At 61.7% G+C, this 23,420-nt stretch carries 29 protein-coding genes; 21 read left to right on the top strand and 8 right to left on the bottom strand.

Features of this window, described 5'->3' with window-relative positions; genetic code table 11:
- Nucleotides 1-3 precede the first annotated feature (3 nt).
- The 4 genes from OC446_RS01710 (at nucleotide 4) to OC446_RS01725 (ending at nucleotide 4,448) form a co-directional block, all read left to right on the top strand.
- The gene (locus OC446_RS01710; RefSeq protein WP_262027309.1) at nucleotides 4-1,215 is read left to right on the top strand and encodes a MotB family protein; all 1,212 of its coding nucleotides are present in this window, start codon (nucleotides 4-6) and stop codon (nucleotides 1,213-1,215) included.
- A 5-nt stretch (nucleotides 1,216-1,220) separates the two neighbouring features.
- The gene (locus tag OC446_RS01715; protein WP_262027310.1) at nucleotides 1,221-2,477 is read left to right on the top strand and encodes a chemotaxis protein MotC; all 1,257 of its coding nucleotides are present in this window, start codon (nucleotides 1,221-1,223) and stop codon (nucleotides 2,475-2,477) included.
- A gap of 287 nt (nucleotides 2,478-2,764) precedes the next feature.
- Nucleotides 2,765-3,880, top strand: a complete 1,116-nt coding sequence (locus OC446_RS01720) for a flagellar hook-length control protein FliK (protein WP_262027311.1) — start codon at nucleotides 2,765-2,767, stop codon at nucleotides 3,878-3,880.
- A gap of 61 nt (nucleotides 3,881-3,941) precedes the next feature.
- Nucleotides 3,942-4,448, top strand: a complete 507-nt coding sequence (locus OC446_RS01725; protein WP_315986476.1) for a transglycosylase SLT domain-containing protein — start codon at nucleotides 3,942-3,944, stop codon at nucleotides 4,446-4,448.
- 20 nt (nucleotides 4,449-4,468) lie between these two features.
- Here OC446_RS01725 and OC446_RS01730 read toward each other — a convergent pair whose 3' ends face one another.
- The 8 genes from OC446_RS01730 to motA all read right to left on the bottom strand — a co-directional run bounded on the left by OC446_RS01730 (nucleotide 4,469) and on the right by motA (nucleotide 10,371).
- Nucleotides 4,469-5,176: an AprI/Inh family metalloprotease inhibitor gene (locus tag OC446_RS01730; protein WP_262027313.1), complete on the bottom strand. Its 708-nt coding sequence runs from the start codon at nucleotides 5,174-5,176 to the stop codon at nucleotides 4,469-4,471.
- 20 nt (nucleotides 5,177-5,196) lie between these two features.
- Nucleotides 5,197-5,700 (bottom strand): hypothetical protein, encoded by a 504-nt coding sequence (locus OC446_RS01735; protein ID WP_262027314.1) that lies wholly within the window; start codon nucleotides 5,698-5,700, stop codon nucleotides 5,197-5,199.
- On the bottom strand, nucleotides 5,697-6,761 hold the full coding sequence (gene flhB, locus OC446_RS01740; protein WP_262027315.1) for a flagellar biosynthesis protein FlhB: 1,065 nt from the start codon (nucleotides 6,759-6,761) through the stop codon (nucleotides 5,697-5,699). Before flhB ends, OC446_RS01735 begins: the two co-directional genes overlap by 4 nt.
- 84 nt (nucleotides 6,762-6,845) lie before the next feature.
- Entirely contained in the window at nucleotides 6,846-7,874 is a 1,029-nt protein-coding gene (locus OC446_RS01745; RefSeq protein ID WP_154661250.1) for a flagellar motor switch protein FliG, read from the bottom strand.
- Between the two features lie 14 nt (nucleotides 7,875-7,888).
- Nucleotides 7,889-8,251, bottom strand: a complete 363-nt coding sequence (gene fliN, locus OC446_RS01750) for a flagellar motor switch protein FliN (protein WP_262027316.1) — start codon at nucleotides 8,249-8,251, stop codon at nucleotides 7,889-7,891.
- Between the two features lie 11 nt (nucleotides 8,252-8,262).
- The gene (locus tag OC446_RS01755) at nucleotides 8,263-8,577 is read right to left on the bottom strand and encodes a hypothetical protein (RefSeq protein WP_262027317.1); all 315 of its coding nucleotides are present in this window, start codon (nucleotides 8,575-8,577) and stop codon (nucleotides 8,263-8,265) included.
- On the bottom strand, nucleotides 8,558-9,490 hold the full coding sequence (locus OC446_RS01760; RefSeq protein WP_009493098.1) for a flagellar motor switch protein FliM: 933 nt from the start codon (nucleotides 9,488-9,490) through the stop codon (nucleotides 8,558-8,560). The genes OC446_RS01755 and OC446_RS01760 overlap by 20 nt, the downstream gene beginning before the upstream one ends.
- Nucleotides 9,490-10,371 carry a flagellar motor stator protein MotA gene (motA, locus tag OC446_RS01765; protein ID WP_262027318.1) on the bottom strand — a complete coding sequence of 294 codons (882 nt, stop codon included), beginning with the start codon at nucleotides 10,369-10,371 and terminating at the stop codon, nucleotides 9,490-9,492. Before motA ends, OC446_RS01760 begins: the two co-directional genes overlap by 1 nt.
- Nucleotides 10,372-10,572: 201 nt before the next feature.
- On the opposite strand from motA, the gene flgF reads away from it, so the two are divergent.
- From flgF to OC446_RS01850, 17 genes are all read left to right on the top strand, one after another.
- Complete coding sequence (flgF, locus tag OC446_RS01770) at nucleotides 10,573-11,298, top strand: flagellar basal-body rod protein FlgF (protein WP_262027319.1); 726 nt, start codon at nucleotides 10,573-10,575, stop codon at nucleotides 11,296-11,298.
- 8 nt (nucleotides 11,299-11,306) lie between these two features.
- Nucleotides 11,307-12,629: a flagellar protein export ATPase FliI gene (gene fliI / locus OC446_RS01775; protein ID WP_262027438.1), complete on the top strand. Its 1,323-nt coding sequence runs from the start codon at nucleotides 11,307-11,309 to the stop codon at nucleotides 12,627-12,629.
- Between the two features lie 93 nt (nucleotides 12,630-12,722).
- Entirely contained in the window at nucleotides 12,723-13,925 is a 1,203-nt protein-coding gene (locus OC446_RS01780; protein WP_262027320.1) for a flagellar hook protein FlgE, read from the top strand.
- Between the two features lie 31 nt (nucleotides 13,926-13,956).
- Nucleotides 13,957-15,420 carry a flagellar hook-associated protein FlgK gene (gene flgK, locus OC446_RS01785; RefSeq protein ID WP_262027321.1) on the top strand — a complete coding sequence of 488 codons (1,464 nt, stop codon included), beginning with the start codon at nucleotides 13,957-13,959 and terminating at the stop codon, nucleotides 15,418-15,420.
- Between the two features lie 3 nt (nucleotides 15,421-15,423).
- The gene (locus OC446_RS01790; RefSeq protein ID WP_262027322.1) at nucleotides 15,424-16,482 is read left to right on the top strand and encodes a flagellar hook-associated family protein; all 1,059 of its coding nucleotides are present in this window, start codon (nucleotides 15,424-15,426) and stop codon (nucleotides 16,480-16,482) included.
- Nucleotides 16,483-16,497: 15 nt separating this feature from the next.
- A complete protein-coding gene (flaF, locus tag OC446_RS01795; protein WP_262027323.1) occupies nucleotides 16,498-16,845 on the top strand; it encodes a flagellar biosynthesis regulator FlaF in 348 nt (115 codons plus the stop codon).
- Nucleotides 16,842-17,261, top strand: coding sequence for a flagellar biosynthesis repressor FlbT (gene flbT / locus OC446_RS01800; RefSeq protein WP_262027324.1), 420 nt, complete (start codon nucleotides 16,842-16,844; stop codon nucleotides 17,259-17,261). The genes flaF and flbT overlap by 4 nt, the downstream gene beginning before the upstream one ends.
- Nucleotides 17,262-17,276: 15 nt before the next feature.
- On the top strand, nucleotides 17,277-17,672 hold the full coding sequence (flgD, locus tag OC446_RS01805; protein WP_262027325.1) for a flagellar hook assembly protein FlgD: 396 nt from the start codon (nucleotides 17,277-17,279) through the stop codon (nucleotides 17,670-17,672).
- Between the two features lie 2 nt (nucleotides 17,673-17,674).
- Entirely contained in the window at nucleotides 17,675-17,941 is a 267-nt protein-coding gene (locus OC446_RS01810; protein WP_009493088.1) for a flagellar biosynthetic protein FliQ, read from the top strand.
- A gap of 97 nt (nucleotides 17,942-18,038) precedes the next feature.
- Nucleotides 18,039-20,114 carry a flagellar biosynthesis protein FlhA gene (flhA, locus tag OC446_RS01815; protein ID WP_262027326.1) on the top strand — a complete coding sequence of 692 codons (2,076 nt, stop codon included), beginning with the start codon at nucleotides 18,039-18,041 and terminating at the stop codon, nucleotides 20,112-20,114.
- Entirely contained in the window at nucleotides 20,111-20,866 is a 756-nt protein-coding gene (gene fliR, locus OC446_RS01820) for a flagellar biosynthesis protein FliR (protein ID WP_262027327.1), read from the top strand. The genes flhA and fliR overlap by 4 nt, the downstream gene beginning before the upstream one ends.
- A gap of 5 nt (nucleotides 20,867-20,871) precedes the next feature.
- Nucleotides 20,872-21,270 (top strand): hypothetical protein, encoded by a 399-nt coding sequence (locus OC446_RS01825; protein ID WP_262027328.1) that lies wholly within the window; start codon nucleotides 20,872-20,874, stop codon nucleotides 21,268-21,270.
- Between the two features lie 49 nt (nucleotides 21,271-21,319).
- The gene (locus OC446_RS01830) at nucleotides 21,320-21,817 is read left to right on the top strand and encodes a rod-binding protein (protein WP_262027329.1); all 498 of its coding nucleotides are present in this window, start codon (nucleotides 21,320-21,322) and stop codon (nucleotides 21,815-21,817) included.
- Nucleotides 21,818-21,872: 55 nt separating this feature from the next.
- Complete coding sequence (locus OC446_RS01835; protein WP_262027330.1) at nucleotides 21,873-22,220, top strand: flagellar protein FlgN; 348 nt, start codon at nucleotides 21,873-21,875, stop codon at nucleotides 22,218-22,220.
- Nucleotides 22,217-22,666: a hypothetical protein gene (locus OC446_RS01840; RefSeq protein ID WP_262027331.1), complete on the top strand. Its 450-nt coding sequence runs from the start codon at nucleotides 22,217-22,219 to the stop codon at nucleotides 22,664-22,666. Before OC446_RS01835 ends, OC446_RS01840 begins: the two co-directional genes overlap by 4 nt.
- A gap of 52 nt (nucleotides 22,667-22,718) precedes the next feature.
- Entirely contained in the window at nucleotides 22,719-23,102 is a 384-nt protein-coding gene (locus OC446_RS01845) for a PleD family two-component system response regulator (RefSeq protein ID WP_262027332.1), read from the top strand.
- 4 nt (nucleotides 23,103-23,106) lie between these two features.
- Nucleotides 23,107-23,420 (top strand): response regulator (locus OC446_RS01850; protein WP_262027333.1); only part of this gene is annotated, 314 nt, incomplete at its 3' end.

Raw genomic sequence — 23,420 nt, forward strand, 5'->3', positions numbered from 1 at the left:
TCGATGGCGAGTTCAGAGAAGCAGGAGATCGTCATCGTCCGTCGAGGCGACGATGGCGAAGATGTCGTCAAGGGTGGCGCATGGAAGATCGCACATGCGGACTTCATGACGGCCATGATGGCGTTCTTTCTCGTAATGTGGCTCATCGGCATGACCGATGAGGAAACCCGAAGCGGCGTAGCCAATTATTTCAATCCCGTCCAGCTCGCGGAATCGACCCCGAACAAGAAGGGCCTCGACGATCCCCAGAACGTGCCGCCGGACAACAATTCAGACAACACGAAGGACGGCAAGGAGAAGGGGAGCGGCGAAGGGACCGGCGGAAAGTCCCACCAGCTGCGCAAGCCGCGGTTCAAGGAGGGGGCTCTCTTCCAGGATCCTTATGCTGTGTTGGCCCGGATTGCCGACGAGGCCGATGTAACCCCCTATGACACGCTCGGCGCGGATGCGACGCCGGGCGACACCGAGGTGCCCGGCCTCAAGGCGGGCGAAGCCTTCAGAGATCCATTCGACCCTCTGTACTGGCAGGTCGCGCCAGTCGACAAGCTGAAGATGGATGCGGCGCCGAAGCCAGGAACGGCCGCGCCCGCTCCTTCGAAGGCCATCATGGATGTGGTCGCGGCTCTGAGCCAGAAGGCCCCGGCCGGGAACCGGCCGGAGGCGAAGGCTCCCGCGCCCGCGCCCGCATCGAACGCCACTTCGCCCGATGCGGCGGGGCAGCATGCGAACGACGATCCGAGCGCGGCCAGCGCGGCCGATCTGAAGGCGGCGGAGCTCAAGCGGGATATCATGAAAGCCGTTCAACCGAGCAAGGATGCGTCGCCGCAACCGCGTATCGACGTTCGCCGGACCGGTGCTGGAACGTTGATCAGCCTGACAGACGATTTCGACTTCACGATGTTCGCCGTGGGTTCAGCCGAGCCTCATGCGAAAGTTGTGCGGGCCATGGCCGAGATCGCCAAGATCCTGCAGTCGCGTCCGGGGAAGATCGTCATCCGGGGGCACACGGATGCCCGGCCCTTCAAATCGGTCAATTACGACAACTGGCGGCTGTCCCAGGCACGGGCCCAGATGGCTCTATACATGCTCGTTCGCGGCGGGCTGAATGAGAGCCGGGTCGTGCGGGTCGAGGGACATGCGGACCGGGATCCGAAGATCCCGGCTGATCCGAACGCGGATCAGAACCGCCGAGTCGAGATTCTGCTGCAGGAGTGATCACGATGAAAGGTCGTTCATTCCCACTCATCGCTATGGCCGTGTTCCTTGGAGCGGGTGCCGCCACGGCGGAGAACGCGGGCTCGTCGGACGTCCCTGCGGAGCAGAAAGTCGAGGCCGTCGGAGTTCCCAGCCCCGTGCAGCTCGTGAGAACGTTGCACCTGATGCAGGACCAGATCGCAGTCGGCTCGACGGAGGCTCACGTCGCGCAGCGTGGCCTGCTGGGCATCCTGGATGACAGGTTCATGAACCTGGAGCCCGAGACCTGGCAGACGAGCAAGAACGTGCAGGCGGCCGTGTCCTTCGTCCTCAGTGGCGGAAACCCAGCCATCCTGAGGAAGCTTCTGGAACTCGGCTCGTCCGTGGTTGTGGAGAGCGACCGTCCATTGGTTGAAGGTGCACTCGCCTATGTCGAGGGTCGGGAGGACGCGGCGCAGAGTGTGCTCGCATCCGTGGATCCCCGCTCCCTTCCTCCCATGCTGGGAGCGCAACTGGCATTGGCGCAATCGGCCCTCGTCGTGCGCAAGAACGCGGCGAAATCCGACGACTTGCTGGATTTCGTTCGGCTCCAGGCGCCCGGAACCCTCCTCGAAGAGGCAGCCCTACGCAGACAGGTCTTCGTAGCCAGTCAGACCGACAGGATGGAGAAGTTCCAGTCGCTTGCCACAGACTATCTGCGTCGCTATCGCCACTCGATCTATGCCGGCAACTTCCGCCAGCGCCTGGCCGCTGCTCTGACACGGATCGATTTCGGCAAGGAGGCGTCACGCTTCGACGGCCTCGTGGCAATGATGTCGGAACTCGAACCCGAGGCTAGGCGCGATCTGTATCTCCTGGCGTCGCGCGCGTCGATCGAGCAGGGCTTTACCAAATCCGCCCAGCTTCTGGCCGCCAAGGCCGGGGAGCTGGCCGGATCGGATCCGGCAAGCGGAGCAAGAGCAAAGCTTTATCGCGCAGCCTCGCTGATCACCTCGCCGCAATCCATTGACGGCGCCGTCAACGACCTGCGCAGCATCGACAGGTTAAATCTTGCAGCGAACGACCTGAGTCTTCTGGATTCCGCTCTCGCGATGGCGGATCAAATTCGCAGAGTGCCTGAGCTTCAATCCCGGCCGGCCAGTTCCGCGAAACCGGAATTGACGAAAGTCGCCTCGGAGGGGCCTGCGGATGCTCCCGCCCCTGCGCAAGGGCTGGAACAGCTTCAGGCCCTATCCAAGGCCCGGGACGCCCTCAGCCGCGTCGACAAGTTGATCAAGAACTAGGCGTTAGCAAGCCGATGAGCCGATTAGACCTTCTGTCACAGACAACACCGAGGCTTGTGGACGCTCCGTCGCGCAACCCGTCGTCGAATTCGGACATTCAGGGCAGCAATGGACAGGCTGCGACATCCGATTTCGGTTCTCTCCTGGATGGGTTCTCCGGAAAGCAGCCAAGAGAGGGGGTAGGACGATCCCAGCTCGAAACGGCTCTGCTGGGCGCTGAAGGAGACAGGATTCTCGCGACAGCGGGAGAATCCGATGCCGATCCGCTGCAGGATCTTCTTCCCGAGGTGCCGCAGCAAGACGGTTCCGAAGAGCGATCGGCCCCTGAGGCCGGAAGCTCCGCCTTTGCGATCATCGAGAATCTTCTTCCCCGCATCCTGGCGCGAACCTACAACGGCAACCACGCTGAGTCAGGCCGTTCCGGCGCATCCTTCGCGTCACTTTCCCTGCCCACGACTCAACAGGACCTGGAAAGCCTGAGTCCTGCGAATGCGGGCTTGGGATCGAAGCTCGCCGTATCGGTTCAAAACCAGGAAGCTCACTTCAAGCCCATCATCGAAGGCCTGAGCAGTGCTCCAACGGATTCGGGGGCGCCCTTTCCAACGGAGGGGGCCGGCACGACTCCTGTGAACCTGCTTCAGGAGAAGCCGAAGAACGCTGGCATGAAGGGCCTGCAGCCCGACAATACCGATGAGGCTCTTCATGCATCGATCGCGCTTGACGCCGATGCGGAAGCAGCAGCGAACAGCGAAGAGCGCGGAGCCGTCAGAAATCCAGTCCAGGATCGCATGATCGATCGCGCGGAAGTCCAGAAACAGGCGCCGATCAACGGGGCAAAAAACGAACCGGCTTCTCTTCCATCCTCTACGCTTCAGCATCTTGCAAGATCAATTGTCGAGGATGCCAAGGGGATCACCGAGCCTCAGCACCCCTCCTTCCAGCATGATGGCTTGAACCGGGTCGCCACGGCAAGAGCCTCAGCCGGGGTTCTGAGAGTCCTGGATCTCCAGCTGAAGCCGGCGGAACTCGGCCTCGTAACGATCAGAATGCGGCTTTCCGGCGACAGCATCGAAATGGAAATCCAGGCTCAGCACGAGGAAACGGCCGAACTTCTGCGAAATGACGCGGACAAGCTGTCGAGCCTTCTTCGCGTGTCGGGCTATCGCCCCGACACCATCAACATCCAATCTGCCGAATCTGCCTCACATGACCGCTCAATGTTCCACCGTCCGCAACAGGGAAGCACGGGAGGCCAGTCCTTCGATCAGGGCGCGGCCGCGGGCCAGGGCAACTCTTCACGCCATCAGGGCGACCGCCCCGGCAACGGTGGACGGGAGATCCGTCCCGATCGGAGCGAAGGTCCGGCTCCTGGCGGCGGCCGCACTGGCGGGGTTTATCTCTAGCGCCTTGATGGTCACGCCAGCTTTCGCACAATCGCCATCCGGCCTGTGCGAAAGGGAGATGATGCGCGCCTCGTCGAAATACGGCGTGCCGATCGGTATGCTCTACTCGGTTGGACTGACCGAGACGGGACGGCGCGGCAGCTTGCAGCCCTATGCGATGAATGTCGAAGGCAAGGCCGTATTCTCGAACAGTGCCGCCGAAGCGATGCAGCGCTTCGAAGAGGCGAGGCGCGGCGGCGCGAAGCTCATCGATCTGGGCTGCATGCAGATCAACCATCTCTATCATCGTGAGAACTTCCCGTCCCTGGCGAGCATGCTCGACCCGCGCACGAACGTGGAATATGCAGCCCGCTTTCTCCGAGAGCTCAAGACGCGTCACGAGACCTGGACGATGGCGGTGGCGCGCTATCACGCCGGCCCGAACAACGATCCGGCCCAGAAGCGATATGTCTGCCGTGTGATCGCCAACATGGTCGCAACCGGATTCGGCCAGTGGACGCCGGGAGCCAGGACCTTCTGCGCGGACGCACCGGGCCTGAGCAGCGGGCAGACCGCCTCGGATGGTTGAGCCGCCATCCGGGCAATCCGTTATCGCGACATTCTGATTTCGGACCCGGAGCCGCTCAGAGTTCCGGCGAGCGCTGCTTCCTGGCCTGACAAACGACCGACAACGGTTCCTCGCGAGAAGAGGATGACCTGATTCTCGCGGAAGCTCCACCCATTCACGCTGCGCACGGCCTCATCCTTGCATCCCTGCGTCGCGGCCTTGTAGACGTCCAGCGAAGGCACGCTGGTGAGCTGAACCTTGCACGAGGATGCGCCGGTGCTGGCATTCCAGGTTCCGGCATAGGAGGTGGCACGTTGGGGCGCCGTGAAAACCCCCGGAGGACTCGGTGGGGGCTCGGTGCCGGAAGGACCTGTCGCCAGGGGCGGCTGGGCCGGAGCAATCGGAGCCGTAACCATCGGGGGAAGTGGCTCAGGAGGAGCCAAGGACGCGATGTCAGTCGACGAGGGCAGGGGACCCGGATCCGCTTCGAGGCGAACGTCGCGTCGCCTTGCAGGCAGCGTAACGGGAATTTCGACGCTCTCCGTTGGAAGAGCTGCGGGTTGAGCGAGCACATATGGAACGGGTCCAGGAAGCTGCCGTCCCCAGGGCGCGGCGTATTCCGGGTAGGCCCTGCGGGCATATCCCTGCTTCCACGGTCCCTGGCTATAAGACGGATCGGTCGAGCTGCAGGCCGAGATCGCGGCCGTCATCGTCAGCAGGCCCGCCGCCTTGAAGCATTTGTGCAGCATCGGATTGCGGTCTCCGATACTCAATGGCGCATTGTGCCGGCAGGGCAATAGGGCGACTTGAACCGGGCCGGGAGCGGTTTCAAACGAGCGGACGAGAGGATCCTTCCGAAAAACATCGGATTGAAATCCGTCTTGCGGAGAGCGGTCTCCAGGAGAACTTCGCTGATTTTGACGCCGATGTAGTAGTTGCCGAAAATGAGCTGGAAGAAGACCGTGACGGAGTCGTGATTGAACTCCATCTCAAGGACGATGCAGGATGCTTCCTCCCGACTGGAGTTCACATGGGAGACATAGCCGTATGACAACGTCCTGCCCTTGAAGTAGAGCTCTGCCGATGCCGTCACCATCTCGTCCATGTTTCCATGCAGCTGGTTGTCGGCATAGAAGCGGATGATCTCAGGATCCGTGAGGCAGAAATCGGCAATGACATCTTTGAGGTTGCAGGCCAGGACCTCCTCGAACGCTTGAATATCCCAATGCTCTCTCAACGGAGCAGCGGCTTCGACGGCTCGAAGGCTTCTCATTTAGACCTCGTGAGGATGTAGAACAGGATCTGGGCGACTGCTTTGTAGAAGTCGGGAGGAATCATTCGGTCGACTTCGACATGATCGTACATGGACCTTGCGAGAGGCTTGTCTTCGATCACGGGAACGCCATTCTTCTCAGCGATCTCACGGATCTTCAGGGCGATGAGGTCCTTGCCCTTGGCAACGACGATCGGAGCGCTGGCCTCGCTGCGTTCGTAGCGCATGGCGATGGCGAAGTGGGTCGGGTTGGCGATCACGAAGGTCGCCTTGGGCACGGCGGCGAGCATGCGCTTGCGGCTTCGATCCTGGGCCAGGGAGCGCATCCGCGCCTTGACCATCGGATCGCCCTCCATCTGCTTGTACTCTTCCTTGACCTCCTGCTTCGTCATCTTCAGGTCGCTGTGCCATTTGAAGCGAGCCCAAAGCAGGTCCGCCGCGACAAGGACGATCGTCGCAATGGCAATGGCGGATACAAGCCGCATGGCCATGGTCAGCATCAGCTCCGGAAGGAGGGAAGGATCGGTGAACATGGCATTCAGAACCTTGTATTGCTCCGATTTGAGAAGCAGCATGCTGACGAGCGTCATCGTTGCGAACTTGAACAACGACTTCGAAAATTCCACCAAACCCTGGCGACCGAAGATACGCTTCCAGCCGCTTACGGGTGAAATTCTGTTCCATTGCGGCCTGATCCGCTCCGTGACCAGGGACGGCACATTCTGCAGGATCGACGCCGCAAGGCTGCAAGCCGCTAGAATGATGATCGACGGGATCAGGAACTGACCAGCTTCGAGTGCGACGGCGTGGATCAGAGCGATAGCATCCGAGCCGGAATCGAGCCGGAAATCCTGCGGTCTGTTGACGAAGAGCGAGAGCTTTTCCGTCAGGGTCTTGGTCGTGCCGCGCGCGGCGAAGGCCAGGACGATCAGGATACCCACGATGGAAGCGAACAGAGGCGCTTCTCTCGAGAAGGGGATATTCCCCTTCTCGATGGCGTCCCTGACCTTCTTGTCGGAAGGCGCTTCTGTTTTACTGTCCTTGTCGTCCGTATCAGACATGATCCGAGATTCGGCTGCTAGAGCATCGGAGCCGAGAGCGGGTTACGCATCTGGGCTAGGCTTCGATCCGTCACGCGCGATGCACTAGAAGTACGCCTCTTCCTCGTTCTCCGAGTTGATGACGATCTCTCCCCGGCCGGCCATCTCCAGTGCGAGATCCGTGATAGTGCGTCTGGCCTCGGCGATGTCGCGATGGGCCGACGGCTCCTTGCTGTTGAGCTCGTGCTCGATCATGCGGCGGACGCGCGAAGAAAGGGCCGACAGGACCACTTTGCGGAAATCGTCGTTGGTGCCCTTCAGGGCCAGGACCACGCGATCCGGCGGGACCTGATCGAAGAGGGTCGTGCGGTCCTTCGGCGTGAGCTTCACGATGTCGTCGAAGGTGAAGAGCAGACCCCTGAGGATCTCGGCCGATTTCGGGCGCACGGACGAAAGGTTCGTCAGTACGTCCTCCATGTGATCCCGCTCCATCTTGTTGATGATGTCGGCGATCTTCGCGTGCGTGTCCGAGCCCGCGTTCTTCGAGAAGTTCGCCATGAAGTCGTCGTGCAGCGTCTTCTCGATGTTCTTCATCGTCTCGTCGACGATGGGCTTCATGCTCAGCATGCGGCGCATAAGGTTGTTCCGCAGCGGCTGCGGCAGCTGCGTCATGACCTTCGCGGCGCAGGACGGCTTGACTTTCGACAGGATGAGCGCCGCCGTCTGCGGATGCTCCTTCATGAGGTAGGATGCGATCGCGCCTTCGCTGACGGTCGAAATGCGCTCCCAGATGCTCCTGTTCGCATTGCCGACGACCTCGCTCATGATGCTGGAGATCTGTTCCGGGCTCAGGATCCCGGTCAGCAGTTTCTCGATATGGGCCGCGCCGCCGATCAGGTCCGCCCCGTCGGAGAAGTTCGAGGCGAACTCCTCGACCAGCTGCTCGATTTGCGTCGGTGAGACGGGCCCGAGCTGCGCGGCGGATTTCGTGACGAGACGAATTTCCTCTTCGCTGAAGTGCTTGAGGATCCTGCTCGCGGCAGGTTTCCCCATGGCGAAAAGGAGGGTTGCGACGCGTTCGGGCCCTTTGAGGACCTTCGTGCCATTCGCCTTCATGGGAACGTGAGCGACCATGCCGAGGAGCCGATTTAGCCGTTGAGATCGTTGGTGGGCGGACCGACAATCTCGGTCAGCGAGATGCCGAATCGGGAGTTGTCGTCTTCGACGACCACGACCTCGCCCCGGGCGATGATGCGTCCATTCACGACCACGTCGACCGGCTCGCCGACCCGATGGTCGAGGGGAACGATTGCGCCGCGCCCGAGCTTCATCAGGTTGGCGACGGGCATGGTGGCTGAACCGAGGACAACCTGGATCGTCACGGGAATGCGTAGGATCGAGTCGAGGTTCTTCCCGCTTCCGAGCCTATCGTCGTGCAGGCCTGCACCCTCGAAGGCGTTCTCCTGCTGCCATACGGCCTTGTCTTGCTTGGGTTCGAAGGGATTCGTCATGGGAACGGACCTTATGAGTGGATAATGCCGGAGCGCGGCTGCGAATGCTGGTTTGCGTCCCGAATGAGGGTTTCGAGGCGCTCGGAAGCGGCCTGCGCCTCTTCGATGCGCTGGCCCAGAAGGACGAGGGTCTCCTTGCCTTCCGTGCCGAACTTCGTCACCGCGTTCTGAGCGGCCAGAAGTGCGGAGCCCGTCTTGTCGAAGATCTGCTGATACTCGGTGTGATACCGGTCGAGCTTCTTGAGCTTGCGGTACATCACCGCGACCATGACGCTGGTCGTGACGAGCGCAAGGAAGAGAATGGCGTTAGCGAGGGAGGACGTCATCGAGAAACTCTTTTTCCTGATCGATGAGTTCATCGACTTTGAGAACGTAAGACCCTTCCGACTGCCCGATATGGCACCAGAAGAGGCCCTGCTGATTGCTTTCAAGCTTGACGCGGCTGCGCGGCGTCGCCTGTAGTTCGATCACGTCGCCGATCTTCAGGTCGGCAATCTCGCCGAGCGAGAGGAAGCGCTCTTCGAGAACGGCCTTGAGCGTCACCTCGGTCTTCTTCACCTCGGTGGCGATCTGCTTCATCCAACGCGGGTCGCGACCGGACGATTCGCCGGTGACCACCTGCGAGAGTGCTTTCCGCATCGGGTTGAGGACCGATTGCGGGATGATGACGAACATTTCGCCACCGCGATTGAGCGCCTGGAGTAGGAATTTCGCCGCGACCGCCTGATTGTTCCGCCGTCCGATCACCGCGAAGTCCATGCGGGTCTCGATGCGCTCGAGCTTGAATTTCGTGTCGACGATCGGCGAGAACGAGGCCTGCAGGGCCTTCGCGACCTGCTCGAAGAGGGTCTGCGCCATCTTGAGTTCGATGTTCGAGAAGCCCCGGGCTTCCTCAACCGGCGGTTCCGAGCCGTCGGACCCGAAGAGGACCTCCACCATCGTGTAGATGAAGTCGCGGTCGAACCCGATCAGGATATGGCTGTCCCATTCCGGCGCGTGGAAAATGCCCGCGACCGCGTTCGCCTCGTACATCTCCAGGATTTCGGTGATGCGGCCGCTTTCGAGGCCGCTCAGCGAGTAGTACATCGGCGAGGCCGCCATGTGGCGCAGATGCTCGGCGCAGCTCGTCGACATGCGGTCGAAGATCACGTGGAGCATCGGCAGGCGGTCGAGGGAAAGGCCTGCCGCGTCCAGCAGCATGTCGCGGATATCGGTGGCGCTTTGTGACCCGCTCATCATCACGCGGCCTCTTTCAGGTCTTCGGTGCGGCCGCCTGTGGTGGTAGCGGCCTCGACTTCATCGATGGTCGGACGGTAATCCACGGAGATGCCCTTTCGGCCATGCTCCACGGCGATCTGGGGAAGGGCGCCGTTCATGTAGGCGATGAGCGCCTGCTTGACGATGACATAGACGCGGGTCTGCTTTTCTCGGGTGGCCTTCACCTTGTTCGCGAGCGGCGACAGGAATGCATAAGAGATGAAGATGCCGCCGAAGGTTCCGACGAGCGCCGAGGCGATCAGGCCACCCAGGATGGTGGGTGATTGATCGATGGCGCCGAGAGCCTTCACGATGCCGAGGACGGCCGCCACGATGCCCAGGGCCGGAAGGGCTTCGGACACGGTGTTGATGGAGTAATAGGGTTTCGTGCGGTCGCGCTTGAGGGTCGCGATCTCTTCTTCCATGAGAGCTTCGATCTCATGGGGGCGAGCGTTGCCGATGATGATCAGGCGCGCGTAATCGCAGATGAAGAGGGTGAGGTCCTTGTCCTTCAGCACACTCGGGAAGGCCTTGAAGATCTCCGATTCTTCCGGCTGGTCGATATGCCCTTCCACCTCGTTGCGTGGCTTGTTCTTCAATTCCCGCATGAGAGCATAGAGCAGGCCCAGGATCGAAAGGTAATGGTCCCTCTTCGGAACGGTCCCGGAGATCGCCTCGCGGGCGGCCCGGCCGGTGTCCTTCACCAGCGGCATGGGATTTGCGATGATGAACGTGCCGATCGCGATGCCGCAGATGATCACGTATTCCCAAGGCTGCCATATCACAGCCAAGTGACCGCCCATGGCGACATAGCCGCTCACGAGCGAGCCAATGGCGACTGCCAATCCGATCAAAACGCCCAACGTTGTGGTCCCTTTTGCGAAAGTCCAACCTGCTGAGGATGTCTTAATCCCGGAGGCTTGCGCGAAGCTGGAAATGAAGGGGCAAGCCTCGTGCAAGGCTGTTCGGATACCCCTCTCGCCAGGTTCATGCGGCGGATGGAAGCCGCGCCATCAGGGCTGGCCCAGGGTCGCCCTCATGAGAGAAAAGGCCGGAGCTCCTCGATGCAATCCTCGCTCTATGTCGCATTGTCCGCCCAGGTGGCCATGGAAAAGCGCCTCAACACGATTGCGAACAACGTTGCCAACATGAACACCGGCGGCTTCCGGGCCGACGAGGTGAAGTTCGAGGAAATCCTCTCGCTCGCCGCCAAGGAGAACGTGTCCTTCGCGTCGTCCGGGCACAACTACGTGTCCCGGCGGACCGGTCCCGTCGTGAAGACCGACAACCCGCTCGATGTCGCCATTCAGGGCGAGGCCTGGTTCGCGTTCGATGGTCCCCGGGGCCCTGTCTATACCCGGGATGGCCGCTTCAAGATGAATGAGAACGGCGATCTCCTGACCGTCGAGGGCTATCGGGTTCTGGACGCCGGCGGCTCCCCCATCGCGCTCGATCCGATGGGAGGCGCTCCGAACATCAGTCATGATGGAACCATCACACAGGGTACCAGCCAAGTCGGAGCGATCGGTCTCTTCAATCTGCGCAACGACAGCCGGCTCAGCCGCTTCGGAAATTCCGGCGTCATGTCCAGCATCCCGGGTGAGGTCGTCCAGGACTTCAACTCCAACGGAATCCAACAGGGCTTCAGCGAAGGATCGAACGTCAACCCCGTCCTGGAAATGACGAAGATGATCGCGGTGCAGCGGAACTTCGATAGCGCCGCAACGACGATCCAGGAGAGCGAATCGACCTTCATGGATGCCATCCGGTCCCTTGGTCCCAGCACCTGATGCCCGCGATGAACGCGCTCCAGAGACTTGAAGAGTTCGTTCTGGCCGAGGCTGTCGGACGACGGAAGATCCGAATCAGCGGCACCATCCGCGAAGTGAATCCTGGCTATTATCGCGTTGCGGGCCTGTCGCAATTCGTGAAGCTCGGGGATCGTGTGGGTTTCGCCGCCGAGGGAAGGACGCAGACCGGAGAGGTCGTCCGCATCGACGATAACGGCGTCACCGTAAAACCTTTCAACGGACGCATCGAAGCCGGAATCGGAACGCCTGTCTTCATCGTGGGCGATACGGGCCTGAGGCCGGACCAGACCTGGCGAGGGCGGGTCATCAACGCTCTCGGCGAGCCGCTGGATGATCTCGGGCCGCTCATCCCGGGCCACGATCCGGTCCGCAACGATGCCGAGCCGCCGTCCGCCATGATGCGGGCCAGGGTCACGACGCCCCTGAGAACGGGCGTCAAGGCCATCGACCTGTTCACGCCCATCTGCCAGGGTCAGCGCATCGGAATTTTTGCGGGCTCGGGCGTCGGAAAATCGACGCTTCTGACCATGCTGGCCAAATGCGAAGGCTTCGACACGATCGTGGTCGCCCTGGTGGGAGAGCGCGGCCGCGAGGTGCGGGAGTTCCTGGAGGGCCCAATCCACGCGAACCTGCACAAATCGGTCATGGTGGTGTCGACCGGAGACGAGAGCCCGATGATGCGGCGCCAGGCGCCGCGCACGGCGGTGTCCATCGCGGAGTATTTCCGCGATTGCGGCGATTCGGTCCTGCTCATCGTTGATTCCGTGACGCGCTATGCCCATGCGGCCCGCGACGTGGCCCTGGCCGCGGGAGAGCCTGCTGTGGCACGCGGCTACACGCCCAGCGTCTTCAGCGACCTGCCTCGTCTCCTGGAACGGGCCGGCCCCGGCGTGGAGGGGAAGGGCTCGATCACCGGCATCTTCTCGGTTCTCATCGACGGGGACGATCACAATGATCCCGTCGCCGACAACATCCGCGGAACCCTCGATGGTCACATCGTTCTGGATCGCGCGATCGCCGACCAGGGGCGATACCCGGCCATCAACGTCCTGGGCTCGATCTCTCGTCTGGCCGATCATGTCTGGTCGCCGGACCAGAAGGAGCTGGTGCGCCGCCTCCGGGGAATGATCGCTCGGTTCGAGGATACACGCGATCTCAGGCTGATGGGCGGCTATCACCCCGGCAACGACCAGGAGCTGGATCAGGCGGTCGTCATCGTGCCGAAGATCTACGAGGCGCTCCGCCAGGATCCGTCCATGCCCGCAAGCCGCGACGCCTTCATGGATCTTGCCCAGGCCCTCAAGCAGTAGAGTCGTTCACATCTCACATCATCCCTGGAATGGAACACAGCTTCGCACAAGCGTCATGGTGTTAGGTCCAGTTTGAAACCGTAGGAGCTTCAGATGAGTCTTTATGGCGTTCTTCGTAGTGGCGTTTCCGGCATGAACGCCCAGTCGAACAAGTTGGGTACCGTCGCTGAGAACATCCAGAACTCGAGCACCACTGGATATAAGCGCGCCTCAACCGAGTTCTCGTCTCTGATCCTGCCGTCGAGCGAAGGAAACTACAATTCCGGCTCCGTCACGAGCCGCGTTCGTTATACGATCGCCGACCAGGGACCGATCGCCTACACGACATCTGCGTCCGATCTCGCGATCTCCGGCAACGGCTTCTTCGTGGTGACGGATCCGGGCGGATCTCCCTACCTGACCCGTGCCGGCAATTTCGTCAAGGACGGCCGGACGGGCAACCTCGTGAACGCCTACGGCTTCACCCTGATGGGATACAAGTTGGGAGCGGGCGCGGTGAACCCCTCCCTAAACAGCCTCGACGGAGTCGAGCCGGTCAACATGTCGTCCTTCGCCATGCAGGCCAGCGGGTCCACGGCGGGCACCTTCAAGGGCAATCTGCCGGATGGTGCGCCCGTCGCCGTGCCTCCCGCCGTCACGAAACAATCCTCGCTCCAGGTCTATGACAAGGTCGGCAATCCGATCAAGATCGACATCGAATTGTCGAAGATCAGCCCGACCGAGTGGAGCATCACGGTCGCAAACGGCACCAATCCGGCTGAACCCTTGACCGGCACGACAACGATGACGCTGACCTTCGATGCGGATGGCCAGATCACCGGCCCGTCCGTCCTGAACTTCGGCATTCCCGGCGGCGAGCCCTTCGCCCTCGATATGGCGGGCATGACCCAGCTGGCCGGCGAGTACAATGTCACCGGTCAGGCGAACGGCAATGCGCCGTCTGCCGTCAAAGACGTTGAGTTCGCCTCGGACGGAACCGTGTACGCGGTTTATGAGGACGGCACGCGCGTCGGCGCCTATCGAATCCCGCTCGCCAACGTATCGAGCCCGGACAATCTGAGCCCTCGGGCCGGCAACGTCTACGAGACGACGGCTCAATCCGGCGGTTACCAGGTCGGCTTCCCGGAGATGTCGGGCTTCGGATCCATCGCGTCCGGCGCCTTGGAGGGATCGAACGTCGATATCGGCACCGAGCTAACGGCGATGATCGAGGCGCAGACCAGCTACACGGCGAACTCCAAGGTCTTCCAGACCGGATCTGAACTGCTCGACGTTCTGATGAACCTGAAGCGGTAACGCTCTCCCTTCTGTTAAGGGTCCATGATCCATGTCTCTGTCAGTAGCCTATAATACGGCGCGATCCTCGTTGCAGGCGTCTCAATCGCAGATGGCGGTCGTGTCGCGCAACACATCCGGGGCGACCGATCCGAGCTATTCGCGCAAGATCGGCGTCCTCACCACTACTGGCGGTTACGCTCGCGTCACCGTCCTCCGGGCCAGCGACCAAGCGCTCCTAACGAAGATGCTGGAAACGACCTCGGCTACCGCAAGCCAGAAGGCGCTGCTCGATGGGTTGCGGAAGCTCAGCCAGACGATCGGCGACACGGAGCTGGATCAATCCGCTGCTGCCCGTGTCGGTGCCCTGCACAGTGCCTTGCAGCAATATGCCAACGCACCGGATAATCCGACCCTGGCGCGGGCCTTCGTCAAGGCCGCGAACGACGTCGCCGATACCTTGAACCGGGCTACCGCGGCGATCCAGTCGGTTCGCCTGGAAGCCGACAAAGCGATGGCCGGCTCGGTCGACCGCATCAACGATCTTCTTTCGAAGTTCGAGAAGGCCAACCAGCAGGTCATGAGCGGCTCCGCCCTCGGAGCCGACGTCAGCGATGCCATGGACACGCGCGACAGCCTTATCGCGCAGCTGTCCGAGGAAATCGGGATCACGGTCGTGCCGCGTGCAGGAAATGACATCGCGCTCTACACGGACAGTGGCGTACCGCTGTTCGAGCGGACCGCGCGGCCCGTGACCTTCAGCCCCACGACGGCCTTCGGGCCCGCCACTGCGGGAGGAGACGTCTTCATCGACGGGATCCGCGTGACGGGACCTGGAGCTCTTATGCCGTTGAATTCCGGCAATCTCGTTGGGCTGGCGCAGGTGCGCGACGACGTCGCCGTCACCTACCAGAAGCAGTTCGACGAGCTCGCCCGGGGATTGATCCAGGCTTTTGCGGAAAGTGATCAGAGCGGTGCGGGAAAACCCGACATGCCGGGGATCTTCACCTTCGCCGGCGCCACGGGCATTCCCACCATGCCGGCCTCCGCGGGTCTGGCCGGGCTGATCCGCGTCAACGATGCCATCGACCCGACGAAGGGCGGCACGTTCGAAGCGATCCGCGACGGTGGGATCAACGGTGCCGACTACAACTACAATCCGAGCGGAAGCGCTAACGCGGCCTTCGCCGGTCGCCTCTCCGGCCTGACGGCCGCCATGGTGGCGGATCGTCCTTTTGATCCCGCATTCGGCTTTGGGCCCACTGCATCCCTGCAGGGCTTCGCGTCCCTGTCGGGCGGATGGCTCGAGGCCACACGCCAGAGCGCCAGCCAGAGCGTCGATTATCAGACGACGCTTCTTTCCCATGCATCGGAAGCTCTGTCGAATGCGACCGACGTCAATATGGACGATGAGACCGCATTGATGCTGCAGCTGGAGAAGTCCTACGCGGCATCGGCAAAACTGCTGTCGGTCATCGACCAAATGCTCAAAACCCTCCTCAGCGTTGTAGGCTAAGCCATGAGAACGACCTTCGTCTCGACAATGTCGCTTTGGAATTCATCCAAGTCGACGCTCGATAAGCTGCAGAGCGGGCTGATCAAAGCCAACACAGAACTGACGACGGGGCGGCACGCGGATGTCGGGCTTGCCCTCGGGCATAAGGTCGGGGAGTCTCTCTCCCTGCGCCAGCAGCGAGCGGAAATCGACACGCTGACCGACAGCAACGGCCTGGTCCTTCAGCGTCTCAAGACGACGACGTCCGCCCTGGACAGCGTCCGCGAGAACGCGACCAAGTTCAGGGATGCGCTGGTGGGCTTGCCCATGAACCCTCCGGTCGAAACGGTCAAGAACCAGGCGGGAGCCTATCTGAGCAGCCTGGTCGGGGACCTCAACACTTCGATCGGCGGGCGGTTCGTGTTCGGCGGCATCAACACGACGACGGCACCCACCAACGGCTATGCAGACGGCGTCCCGTCCTCGCTCAAAGATCTGGTCGCGAGCGCATTTGCCGCACCGGTGGGATCCGGCGGCTTCGGGTTCCCGCAGAGCGACCCGCTCGTTGCCGGGATCTCTCCTGCCGACATGGAGGCCTTCCTGGACGGCCCCTTCAGGCAGGTCTTCGAAGGACCGGGTTGGAACGCGTTCTCGAATGCCTCCGACCAGAACATTCAGAGCCTGATCTCGCCCACCGAGAAGGTCGAGACATCGACGAACGCGAATACGGCGCCCATGCGGCAGATCGCGATGGCTTACACGATGATCTTCGATCTCGGCGTCGAGTCGCTCAGCGCGGCAACGCGGGATGTCGTGATCACGAAGGCGGCCCAGATCCTGTCTTTGGCCATCAGCGGCATCATCGACGTGCAGGCAAGCGTCGGAACGGCGCAAGCGAAGACCGAAGGTGCCAACGAGAGAATGGAATTGCAGAAGTCGATCTTCGAGGAGCGCATCGGCAAGCTGGAGGCTGTGGATCCTGCGGAGGCGAAGGTCCGTGTCGACCAGCTCTCGACCCAGATCCAAACATCCTATTCCCTTACGGCCCAGCTCAAGCAGCTGAGCCTGATCAATTATCTCTAGTCTCGGATTCTAGTGATGTATCGGTTTTCGTATGCAGAAGTCGTCGAGGACGCTCCCAGGGAATGTCGGCAGCGGGAGTATGAAGTCTTCGGGCAGGCGATCGCGCTCCTCAAGGCTGCGGATGGTCGGCCTTCCAAGTCACCCGAAATGAGCAAAGCCCTGGAGTTCCTCCAGCAGCTTTGGACGTCCCTCGTCAAGGATATCGTGCACCCTGACAACGAACTGCCCGACAAGCTCAAGGCGCAGCTCATCTCGATCGGCTTCTGGGTGATGCGGGAGACGGGCCGCGTTGCCTGCGGTGAACACAACGATCTGGCTGCGTTGATCGATATCAACGCCATGATCCAGGAGGGACTGAAGTGAAAGCGAAAATGCGATTTTCCCTCAAGGCCGGCGAGCGCATCTTCATCAACGGCGCCGTCCTGACGGTCAGCCAGAAGGTGACGTTGAGCCTTCTGAACGAAGCGCGATTTCTGCTGGAGAGCCACGTGCTCCAGGTCGCGGACGCGACGACTCCGATGCGCCAGCTCTATTTTGTCGTGCAATCCCTCCTGATCAATCCTCAGGAGTCCGGCAAGGTCATGGGGGCCTTCCGGAAGCTGCATGAAGCCTTGGTCCAGGTCGCCGCCGACGAAGCGGTGAAGGAGACCTTGGGCAAGGTGGGCGACCTGGTCGCCGCCGACCGGACGTTCGAGGCTCTCAAGCTCATTCGAACCCTGTTCGAGCCTGTCGAGGCTCGCTCCTCCGCGCCGGCGGAAGCCGCCGTCCAAGCAGCCTGATTCGGGAGTTCCATCATGAATGTCTCCTCCGTATCCAGCCCCGCCGGGGCGCAGCGGACCGCCACGAATGCCGCGACCTCGACGGCGAGCTACGATAACTTCCTGAAGCTGCTGATGGCGCAGATGAAGAACCAGGATCCGACCGAGCCCATGAAGTCAACCGACTACATGGCTCAGCTCGCGACGTTCTCCCAGGTCGAGCAAACCGTGAAGAGCAATTCCAAGCTGGATGCGCTCCTGGCCTCGTCGGCTCTCTCCCAGGCTGACAGCGTCATCGGTCGCACCATCTCGACGGCTGACGGCAAGATCTCCGGTCAGGTTACGTCCGTGACGATCGTCAGCGAGGGCGCCGTCGCCAAGCTGACCAGCGGGGAACAGATCCTTCTGGGTCCCGGCGTCATCGTGAGCTGACGATGAACGAAGTCGATGCCCTCGAGCTCGTACGGGCAGCCATCTGGACCGTCATCATCGCTGCGGGACCGGCCGTCGCCGCAGCGATGATCATCGGCATCGTCATCGCCCTGGTTCAGGCCCTGACGCAGATCCAGGAGGTCACTCTGACGTTCATCCCGAAGATCATCGCCATTCTGGTGGTGGCCCTCGTGACCGGCTCCTTCGTCGGTTCGCAAATCTTCGCTTTTACCGAACTGGTTTACGGCAAGATCGTAACGGGTTTTTAGCCCGCGGCCGGATGCGTGAATCCGGACCGGCGACCCTCGCGCAAGCTTCATGGTTCATGTGTCAGTCTCATCGTTCATCCGTTGAGCTGGCAGGCACATGGAAGCAAGTGAAGTTACAGCCCAGGGGCGCGGCAGGGATCTGGCATTCGCCGGCGCCGTCGTCGGCATCCTTGCCATTCTCTTTCTCCCCATTCCACCGATGGCGATCGACATGGGTCTCGCCTTTTCGGTCGCGCTGTCCGTCCTGATCCTGATGGTGGCGCTCTGGATTCAGAAGCCCCTCGAATTCTCGGCCTTTCCCACCGTCCTGCTCATCGCAACTCTGTTGCGACTCGCCTTGAGCATCGCGTCGACGCGCCTCATTCTATCCGACGGCCACAAGGGCGTCGATGCCGCGGGTCACGTGATCAGCGGCTTCTCTCAGTTCGTGATGAGCGGCGATTTCGTCATCGGCATCGTCGTCTTCATCATCCTGATCACGGTCAACTTCCTGGTCATCACCAAGGGCGCGACCCGTATCGCCGAGGTCGGCGCCCGCTTCACGCTGGATGCCATCCCCGGCAAGCAGATGGCCATCGACGCCGACCTGTCCGCAGGCCTGATCGACGAGAAGGAAGCTCAGAAGCGGCGCCGGGAACTTGAGGAGGAAAGCGCCTTCTTCGGATCCATGGACGGCGCCTCGAAGTTCGTCCGCGGCGAGGCCGTCGCGAGCCTGATCACGATTGCCGTCAACATCTTCGGCGGCATCGTCATCGGCGTCACGCGTCACGGCATGCCCCTGTCCAAGGCGGCGGATGTTTTCGTGCAGCTTTCGGTCGGCGACGGACTGGTCAGCCAGATTCCTGCTCTCGTCGTCTCGCTGGCCGCAGGCCTTCTCGTCTCGAAGGGTGGGACGAGGGGACAGGCTCAGCAGGCCGTGCTTGGGCAGCTCGGCGCCTATCCGCGGGCCCTCATGGTGGCCGCCGCCCTGATGTTCGTCTTTTCCATCGTCCCCGGCCTGCCGATGATCCCGTTCCTGGTTCTCGGCGGCTGCATGAGCTTCATCGCCTATTCGATTCCGAAGCAGAGAGCCGACGAGGCGGCGAAGGCAAAGGCCAAGCTGGAGCAGGAACAGCAGAAGAATCTTCTGGAATCGCGAGAGTCGGTCAAGGAAACCCTGAAGCTCGCCGAGATCGAGCTGTGCCTCGGCAAGCATCTGGCATCCTACCTTGCGGCTTCCCATGGAGACTTGGCGCACCGTGTCGGCAAGATGCGCAAGAAGTTCGCCCAGGATTACGGGTTCGTCCTGCCGGACGTGAAGCTCTCCGATAGCCTGATGATCCCGCCGAAAAGCTATCAGATCAAGATCCACGGAACCGTGGTGGCGACGCAGGAAATCCGTCCCGGCGATCTTCTCGTCGTGCTCGGCGACGGACCGGTCCCGGATGTTCCCGGAGACGAGGTGCGCGAGCCGGCCTTCGGCATGAAGGCCCTTTGGGTGTCGGACGTCTACACGAGCGAGATCAAGCGGCAGGGCTTCCAGGCCGTGGATGGAGCATCGGTCCTCCTCACGCATCTGAGCGAGGTGATCCGCAACAACCTGCCTCAGCTCCTGTCCTACAAGGATGTGCGCAATCTCCTGGACGGCCTCGATTCCGAGTACAAGCGCCTGCTCGACGATATCTGCCCCTCGCAGATATCCTATTCGGGCCTCCAATCCGTCCTGAAGCTCCTGCTGGCCGAGAGGGTGTCCATCCGCAATCTGAGCCTGATTCTGGAGGCGATCGCCGAGATCGCCCCTCATGCGCGGCGGGCCGAGCAGCTCGTGGAACATGTGCGTGTCCGCATCGCCCAGCAGATCTGCGGCGATCTCGCGGAAGGCGGGGCCCTCAATGTGCTGAGGCTCGGCAACAAGTGGGACATCGCGTTCCATCAAAGCCTGAAGCGCGATGCGAAGGGCGATGTGGTCGAGTTCGACATCGATCCCCGTCTCGTGGAGCAGTTCGGCGCCGAGGCTTCCGATGCCATCAAGACGCGCATGGGACAGGTCCAGACCTTCGCCGTCGTCACCGCGCCGGATGCCCGGCCCTATGTGCGCATGATCATCGAGCGCATGTTCTCGTCCCTGCCTGTCCTGTCGCATCTGGAAATCGCCCGCGGCGTCGAAGTCAACTCGCTCGGGACGATCTCGTGAGCCAAGTCACGCCCGAGATCCTTCTGGCGGTCTTCCTGATCTTCTGCCGGATCGGCGCGTGCCTGATGATCGCCCCGGGCTTCTCGAGCAACCGGATCCCGATGCATGTGCGGCTCTTCATCAGCCTGGCCACCAGCCTGGCGCTGGCGCCGGTGCTTCTCGAGAAGGTTCGGGCGGGCATCCCGTCGCAGGTTCCCGCGGCCATTCTCCTGTCGATCGGCAAGGAACTCCTGACGGGATTCCTGATCGGTCTCCTGGGCCGCGTCTACTTTCTCGCCTTGCAGACCCTGTTGAGCGCCGTAGCCATGGCCCTGAGCCTCGGTGGCATGCCGGGAACGCCGATCGACGAGGCGGAGGCGCTTCCGCCGATCACCACCTTCATCATGATGGTGGCGACGGCCGTTCTCTTCCTGTCGGACCTGCATTGGGAGTTCTTCCGGGGCCTTGTCGCTTCCTACTCGCGACTGCCCGTGGGGGAAGGACTGGGCATGAACCTCTCGCTGACGCAGATCGTCGACCAGATCGGCATCGCCTTCGTGCTGGCGCTCAGGATCAGCAGCCCCTTCATCCTGTATTCCGTCGTTGTCAATCTGGCGGTCGGGCTCACCAACAAGCTCACGCCTCAGATTCCGGTCTACTTCCTGGCGACGCCCTTCGTCATGCTCGGAGGGCTGCTGATCATCTACTTCGCCGCAACCGACTACGTGCTTCTCTTCATGGAGGCTTTCTCGACCTGGCTTCGGGACGGATAGATCGGATGAAGCAGAGGATCCGGAAAATCGACCGCATCCTGCAGGTGCAGCAGCATCTGCAGAAGCAAGCCGAGCTGAAGCTCGCCCAGCTCGAGCGGAAGGCGTCCGAGCTCAAGCTCGCGCAGGAGACGCTGATCCAGACGATGAACGACCACGAGACACTTCACGGCCTCTTCGTCGATGTCGCGGCCAAGCGCCTGCAGGGTCTGGCATCGCAGGAGAGCATCGTGGAGAACGCCAAGGTGGCGCAGAAAGCCGTCGCCATCGACAAGGCCATGCAGGCGAAGCGGGTGGAGAAGATGCTGTCGGACCTCAAGGGGCAGGAACGCCGGGAAAGCGAGAAGAAGGATCTCGCTTCCATCATCGAGCTGCTTGCAAAAGGCGGGGGCGCAAGCTTCCCGTAAGCTAGCCGGGGTAAACCTCGTCTCAAGTCTGAAATGTGAGAGATGCGAGATGGCGATCAGCCCGCCCTCAGATATTATCAACGACGTCGCCCGAGCGGCCGACCCTACGCGCTACCAGGCTGCGGCCCAGAAGCTTCTCGACGGCGCATCCGCCTTGGACGGTGCGAGCTTCGACGATACCATGAAGTCCATGGCGGTGCAGCCCCTGATGGCGTCCGGCGCCGACATATACACCCTGCGGAACTCGCTTCGCAACGATTCCGAATCGTCCAGCGCCGCCAGGACTCAGAAAGCGCACCGGGAATTCGAGGCCTATATTCTCCAGACCTTCGTCGAATCCATGCTGCCGAAGGACGCGGAGAACACCTACGGCAAAGGCAATGCGGGTTCCATCTGGAAATCCATGATGGCGGAGCAGATTGGCGCGCAGATCTCGAAGGCGGGCGGCATCGGAATCGCGAAGCGGCTTCTCGATGCGCAGGATGCCGGACATTCCTCCGACATCCGCCTCCCTCCGGGCCCCCCGTCGTTTGCAGGCAAGGTCTGAACTCTGACGACATGACGAGGATGGCGGCCGACCGTCGCCCTAAACAGGAAGCCCCATGATGCTGATGAAGTCCCTCGATCGCCTTGAAGAAACCCTGGACCAGGAAACTGCCGCCCTGATGGCACGAGACCTGTCCAATCTGGAGGAGTTCAACCGGCGCAAGAGCCAGTGCCTTCTCGAGATCAGCCGGATGGTCCGCACGACGGATGTTCACGCCCTTGACCAGAAGGCGACGGAGCGGCTGCAGGAGCTCCAGGCCAAGATCGAGCTCAACCAGGACATGCTTCAGCGGCACATGCAGGCCGTGCAGGAAGTCGCCAGCATTATCTCGAACGCCATCCAGAAGGCTGAGTCCGACAGCACGTACTCGGTCTACATGAACAAGACGGGCTTCGGCGCATGATGAAGAACGTCATGGCGGGCTTCTGGGTATGTGCGGTTACGCTGGCTTCCTGCTATGCGGCCGTGACCTGGGCCGTCGGAAAGGCTCCCACAGAGGAGAAGGGCAGTTACGAGGGACTGCAGTACAAGAAGCTGCCCGCGATGAACATCCCGATCGTCGCCGAGGGCGCCGTGCAGGGTTACGTGGTCGCGAACCTGGTCTTCACGGCCGATGCCAAGACCCTGCGCGAGATCTCTGTTCCGCCTGAGGCCTTTATCCAGGACGAGGTCTTCCGCCACGTCTATGCCGACGAGACGCTCGATTTCAAAAGACTCTCCCGGTACAACGTCAACGGCATGATCGCGAGCGTCCGGGAGAAGATCAACAAGCGGCTGGGAGCCGAGATCGTCAAGGAGATCCTGGTCGAGAATTTCAACTTCGTCGACAAGTCCGACATCCGTTCATAGCGCCCAAACCTGTTCCGAAGCGGCCGGGCGGCGAAGCCTGGAAAGATTTTTCATGAACTATTGCCTGATCATTGATGATTCCCGGGTGATCCGGAAGGTGTCCCGCGACATCGTTGAGAGCCTCGACTTCCGCGTCTCAGAAGCGGAGAACGGGGAGGCGGGCCTCAAGGCCTGCGAAGCCGAGATGCCGGACGTGATCCTCCTCGACTGGAACATGCCCGTCATGGACGGCTACAGCTTCCTCAAGGCTCTGCGCGCCACGCCGGAAGGCTTGAAGCCGAAGGTCGTCTTCTGTACGACGGAGAACAGCCTCGACCATATTACGCGTGCCCTGCAAGCAGGGGCGGACGAGTATGTGATGAAGCCCTTCGACAGGGACATTCTCGCGGCGAAATTCCAAGAGCTGGGCGTTCTTCCGGCATCGCATTCCGCGTGAGATCATGGCTCTCTCTCCCTTATCCCAGACAAATCCCGCTCCGGGCCGCCTCACCCGCGTGCTGATCGTGGACGACAGTGCCGTCATCCGCGGCATGATCGGGCGATGGCTCACGGAAGCGGGTGGCTTCGAGATCGTCGCGACGGCCTCGAACGGCCGCATGGCCGTCGATGCGGCGGCTCGCGCGAAGCCCGAGATCATCCTGCTCGATCTTGAAATGCCCGAAGTCGACGGCCTCGCGGCGCTGCCCCTGATCCTGAAGGCGCATCCGACGAGCAAGGTGATTGTGATCTCGACCCTCACACAGAGGAATGCGGA

The organism is Microvirga sp. Mcv34, assembly GCF_024519725.1.
Lineage (GTDB): Bacteria > Pseudomonadota > Alphaproteobacteria > Rhizobiales > Beijerinckiaceae > Microvirga.

Bases quoted from the DNA above. Each gene is read 5' to 3' on its own strand.
- OC446_RS01710 (WP_262027309.1), top strand. From the start codon at position 4: ATGGCGAGTTCAGAGAAGCAGGAGATCGTCATCGTCCGTCGAGGCGAC.
- OC446_RS01715 (WP_262027310.1), top strand. From the start codon at position 1,221: ATGAAAGGTCGTTCATTCCCACTCATCGCTATGGCCGTGTTCCTTGGA.
- OC446_RS01725 (WP_315986476.1), top strand. From the start codon at position 3,942: ATGCGCGCCTCGTCGAAATACGGCGTGCCGATCGGTATGCTCTACTCG.
- OC446_RS01730 (WP_262027313.1), bottom strand. From the start codon at position 5,176: ATGCTGCACAAATGCTTCAAGGCGGCGGGCCTGCTGACGATGACGGCC.
- OC446_RS01735 (WP_262027314.1), bottom strand. From the start codon at position 5,700: ATGAGAAGCCTTCGAGCCGTCGAAGCCGCTGCTCCGTTGAGAGAGCAT.
- flhB (WP_262027315.1), bottom strand. From the start codon at position 6,761: ATGTCTGATACGGACGACAAGGACAGTAAAACAGAAGCGCCTTCCGAC.
- OC446_RS01745 (WP_154661250.1), bottom strand. From the start codon at position 7,874: ATGGTCGCTCACGTTCCCATGAAGGCGAATGGCACGAAGGTCCTCAAA.
- fliN (WP_262027316.1), bottom strand. From the start codon at position 8,251: ATGACGAATCCCTTCGAACCCAAGCAAGACAAGGCCGTATGGCAGCAG.
- OC446_RS01755 (WP_262027317.1), bottom strand. From the start codon at position 8,577: ATGACGTCCTCCCTCGCTAACGCCATTCTCTTCCTTGCGCTCGTCACG.
- OC446_RS01760 (WP_009493098.1), bottom strand. From the start codon at position 9,490: ATGATGAGCGGGTCACAAAGCGCCACCGATATCCGCGACATGCTGCTG.
- flgF (WP_262027319.1), top strand. From the start codon at position 10,573: ATGCAATCCTCGCTCTATGTCGCATTGTCCGCCCAGGTGGCCATGGAA.
- fliI (WP_262027438.1), top strand. From the start codon at position 11,307: ATGAACGCGCTCCAGAGACTTGAAGAGTTCGTTCTGGCCGAGGCTGTC.
- OC446_RS01780 (WP_262027320.1), top strand. From the start codon at position 12,723: ATGAGTCTTTATGGCGTTCTTCGTAGTGGCGTTTCCGGCATGAACGCC.
- flgK (WP_262027321.1), top strand. From the start codon at position 13,957: ATGTCTCTGTCAGTAGCCTATAATACGGCGCGATCCTCGTTGCAGGCG.
- OC446_RS01790 (WP_262027322.1), top strand. From the start codon at position 15,424: ATGAGAACGACCTTCGTCTCGACAATGTCGCTTTGGAATTCATCCAAG.
- flaF (WP_262027323.1), top strand. From the start codon at position 16,498: ATGTATCGGTTTTCGTATGCAGAAGTCGTCGAGGACGCTCCCAGGGAA.
- flgD (WP_262027325.1), top strand. From the start codon at position 17,277: ATGAATGTCTCCTCCGTATCCAGCCCCGCCGGGGCGCAGCGGACCGCC.
- OC446_RS01810 (WP_009493088.1), top strand. From the start codon at position 17,675: ATGAACGAAGTCGATGCCCTCGAGCTCGTACGGGCAGCCATCTGGACC.
- flhA (WP_262027326.1), top strand. From the start codon at position 18,039: ATGGAAGCAAGTGAAGTTACAGCCCAGGGGCGCGGCAGGGATCTGGCA.
- OC446_RS01825 (WP_262027328.1), top strand. From the start codon at position 20,872: ATGAAGCAGAGGATCCGGAAAATCGACCGCATCCTGCAGGTGCAGCAG.
- OC446_RS01830 (WP_262027329.1), top strand. From the start codon at position 21,320: ATGGCGATCAGCCCGCCCTCAGATATTATCAACGACGTCGCCCGAGCG.
- OC446_RS01835 (WP_262027330.1), top strand. From the start codon at position 21,873: ATGATGCTGATGAAGTCCCTCGATCGCCTTGAAGAAACCCTGGACCAG.
- OC446_RS01840 (WP_262027331.1), top strand. From the start codon at position 22,217: ATGATGAAGAACGTCATGGCGGGCTTCTGGGTATGTGCGGTTACGCTG.
- OC446_RS01845 (WP_262027332.1), top strand. From the start codon at position 22,719: ATGAACTATTGCCTGATCATTGATGATTCCCGGGTGATCCGGAAGGTG.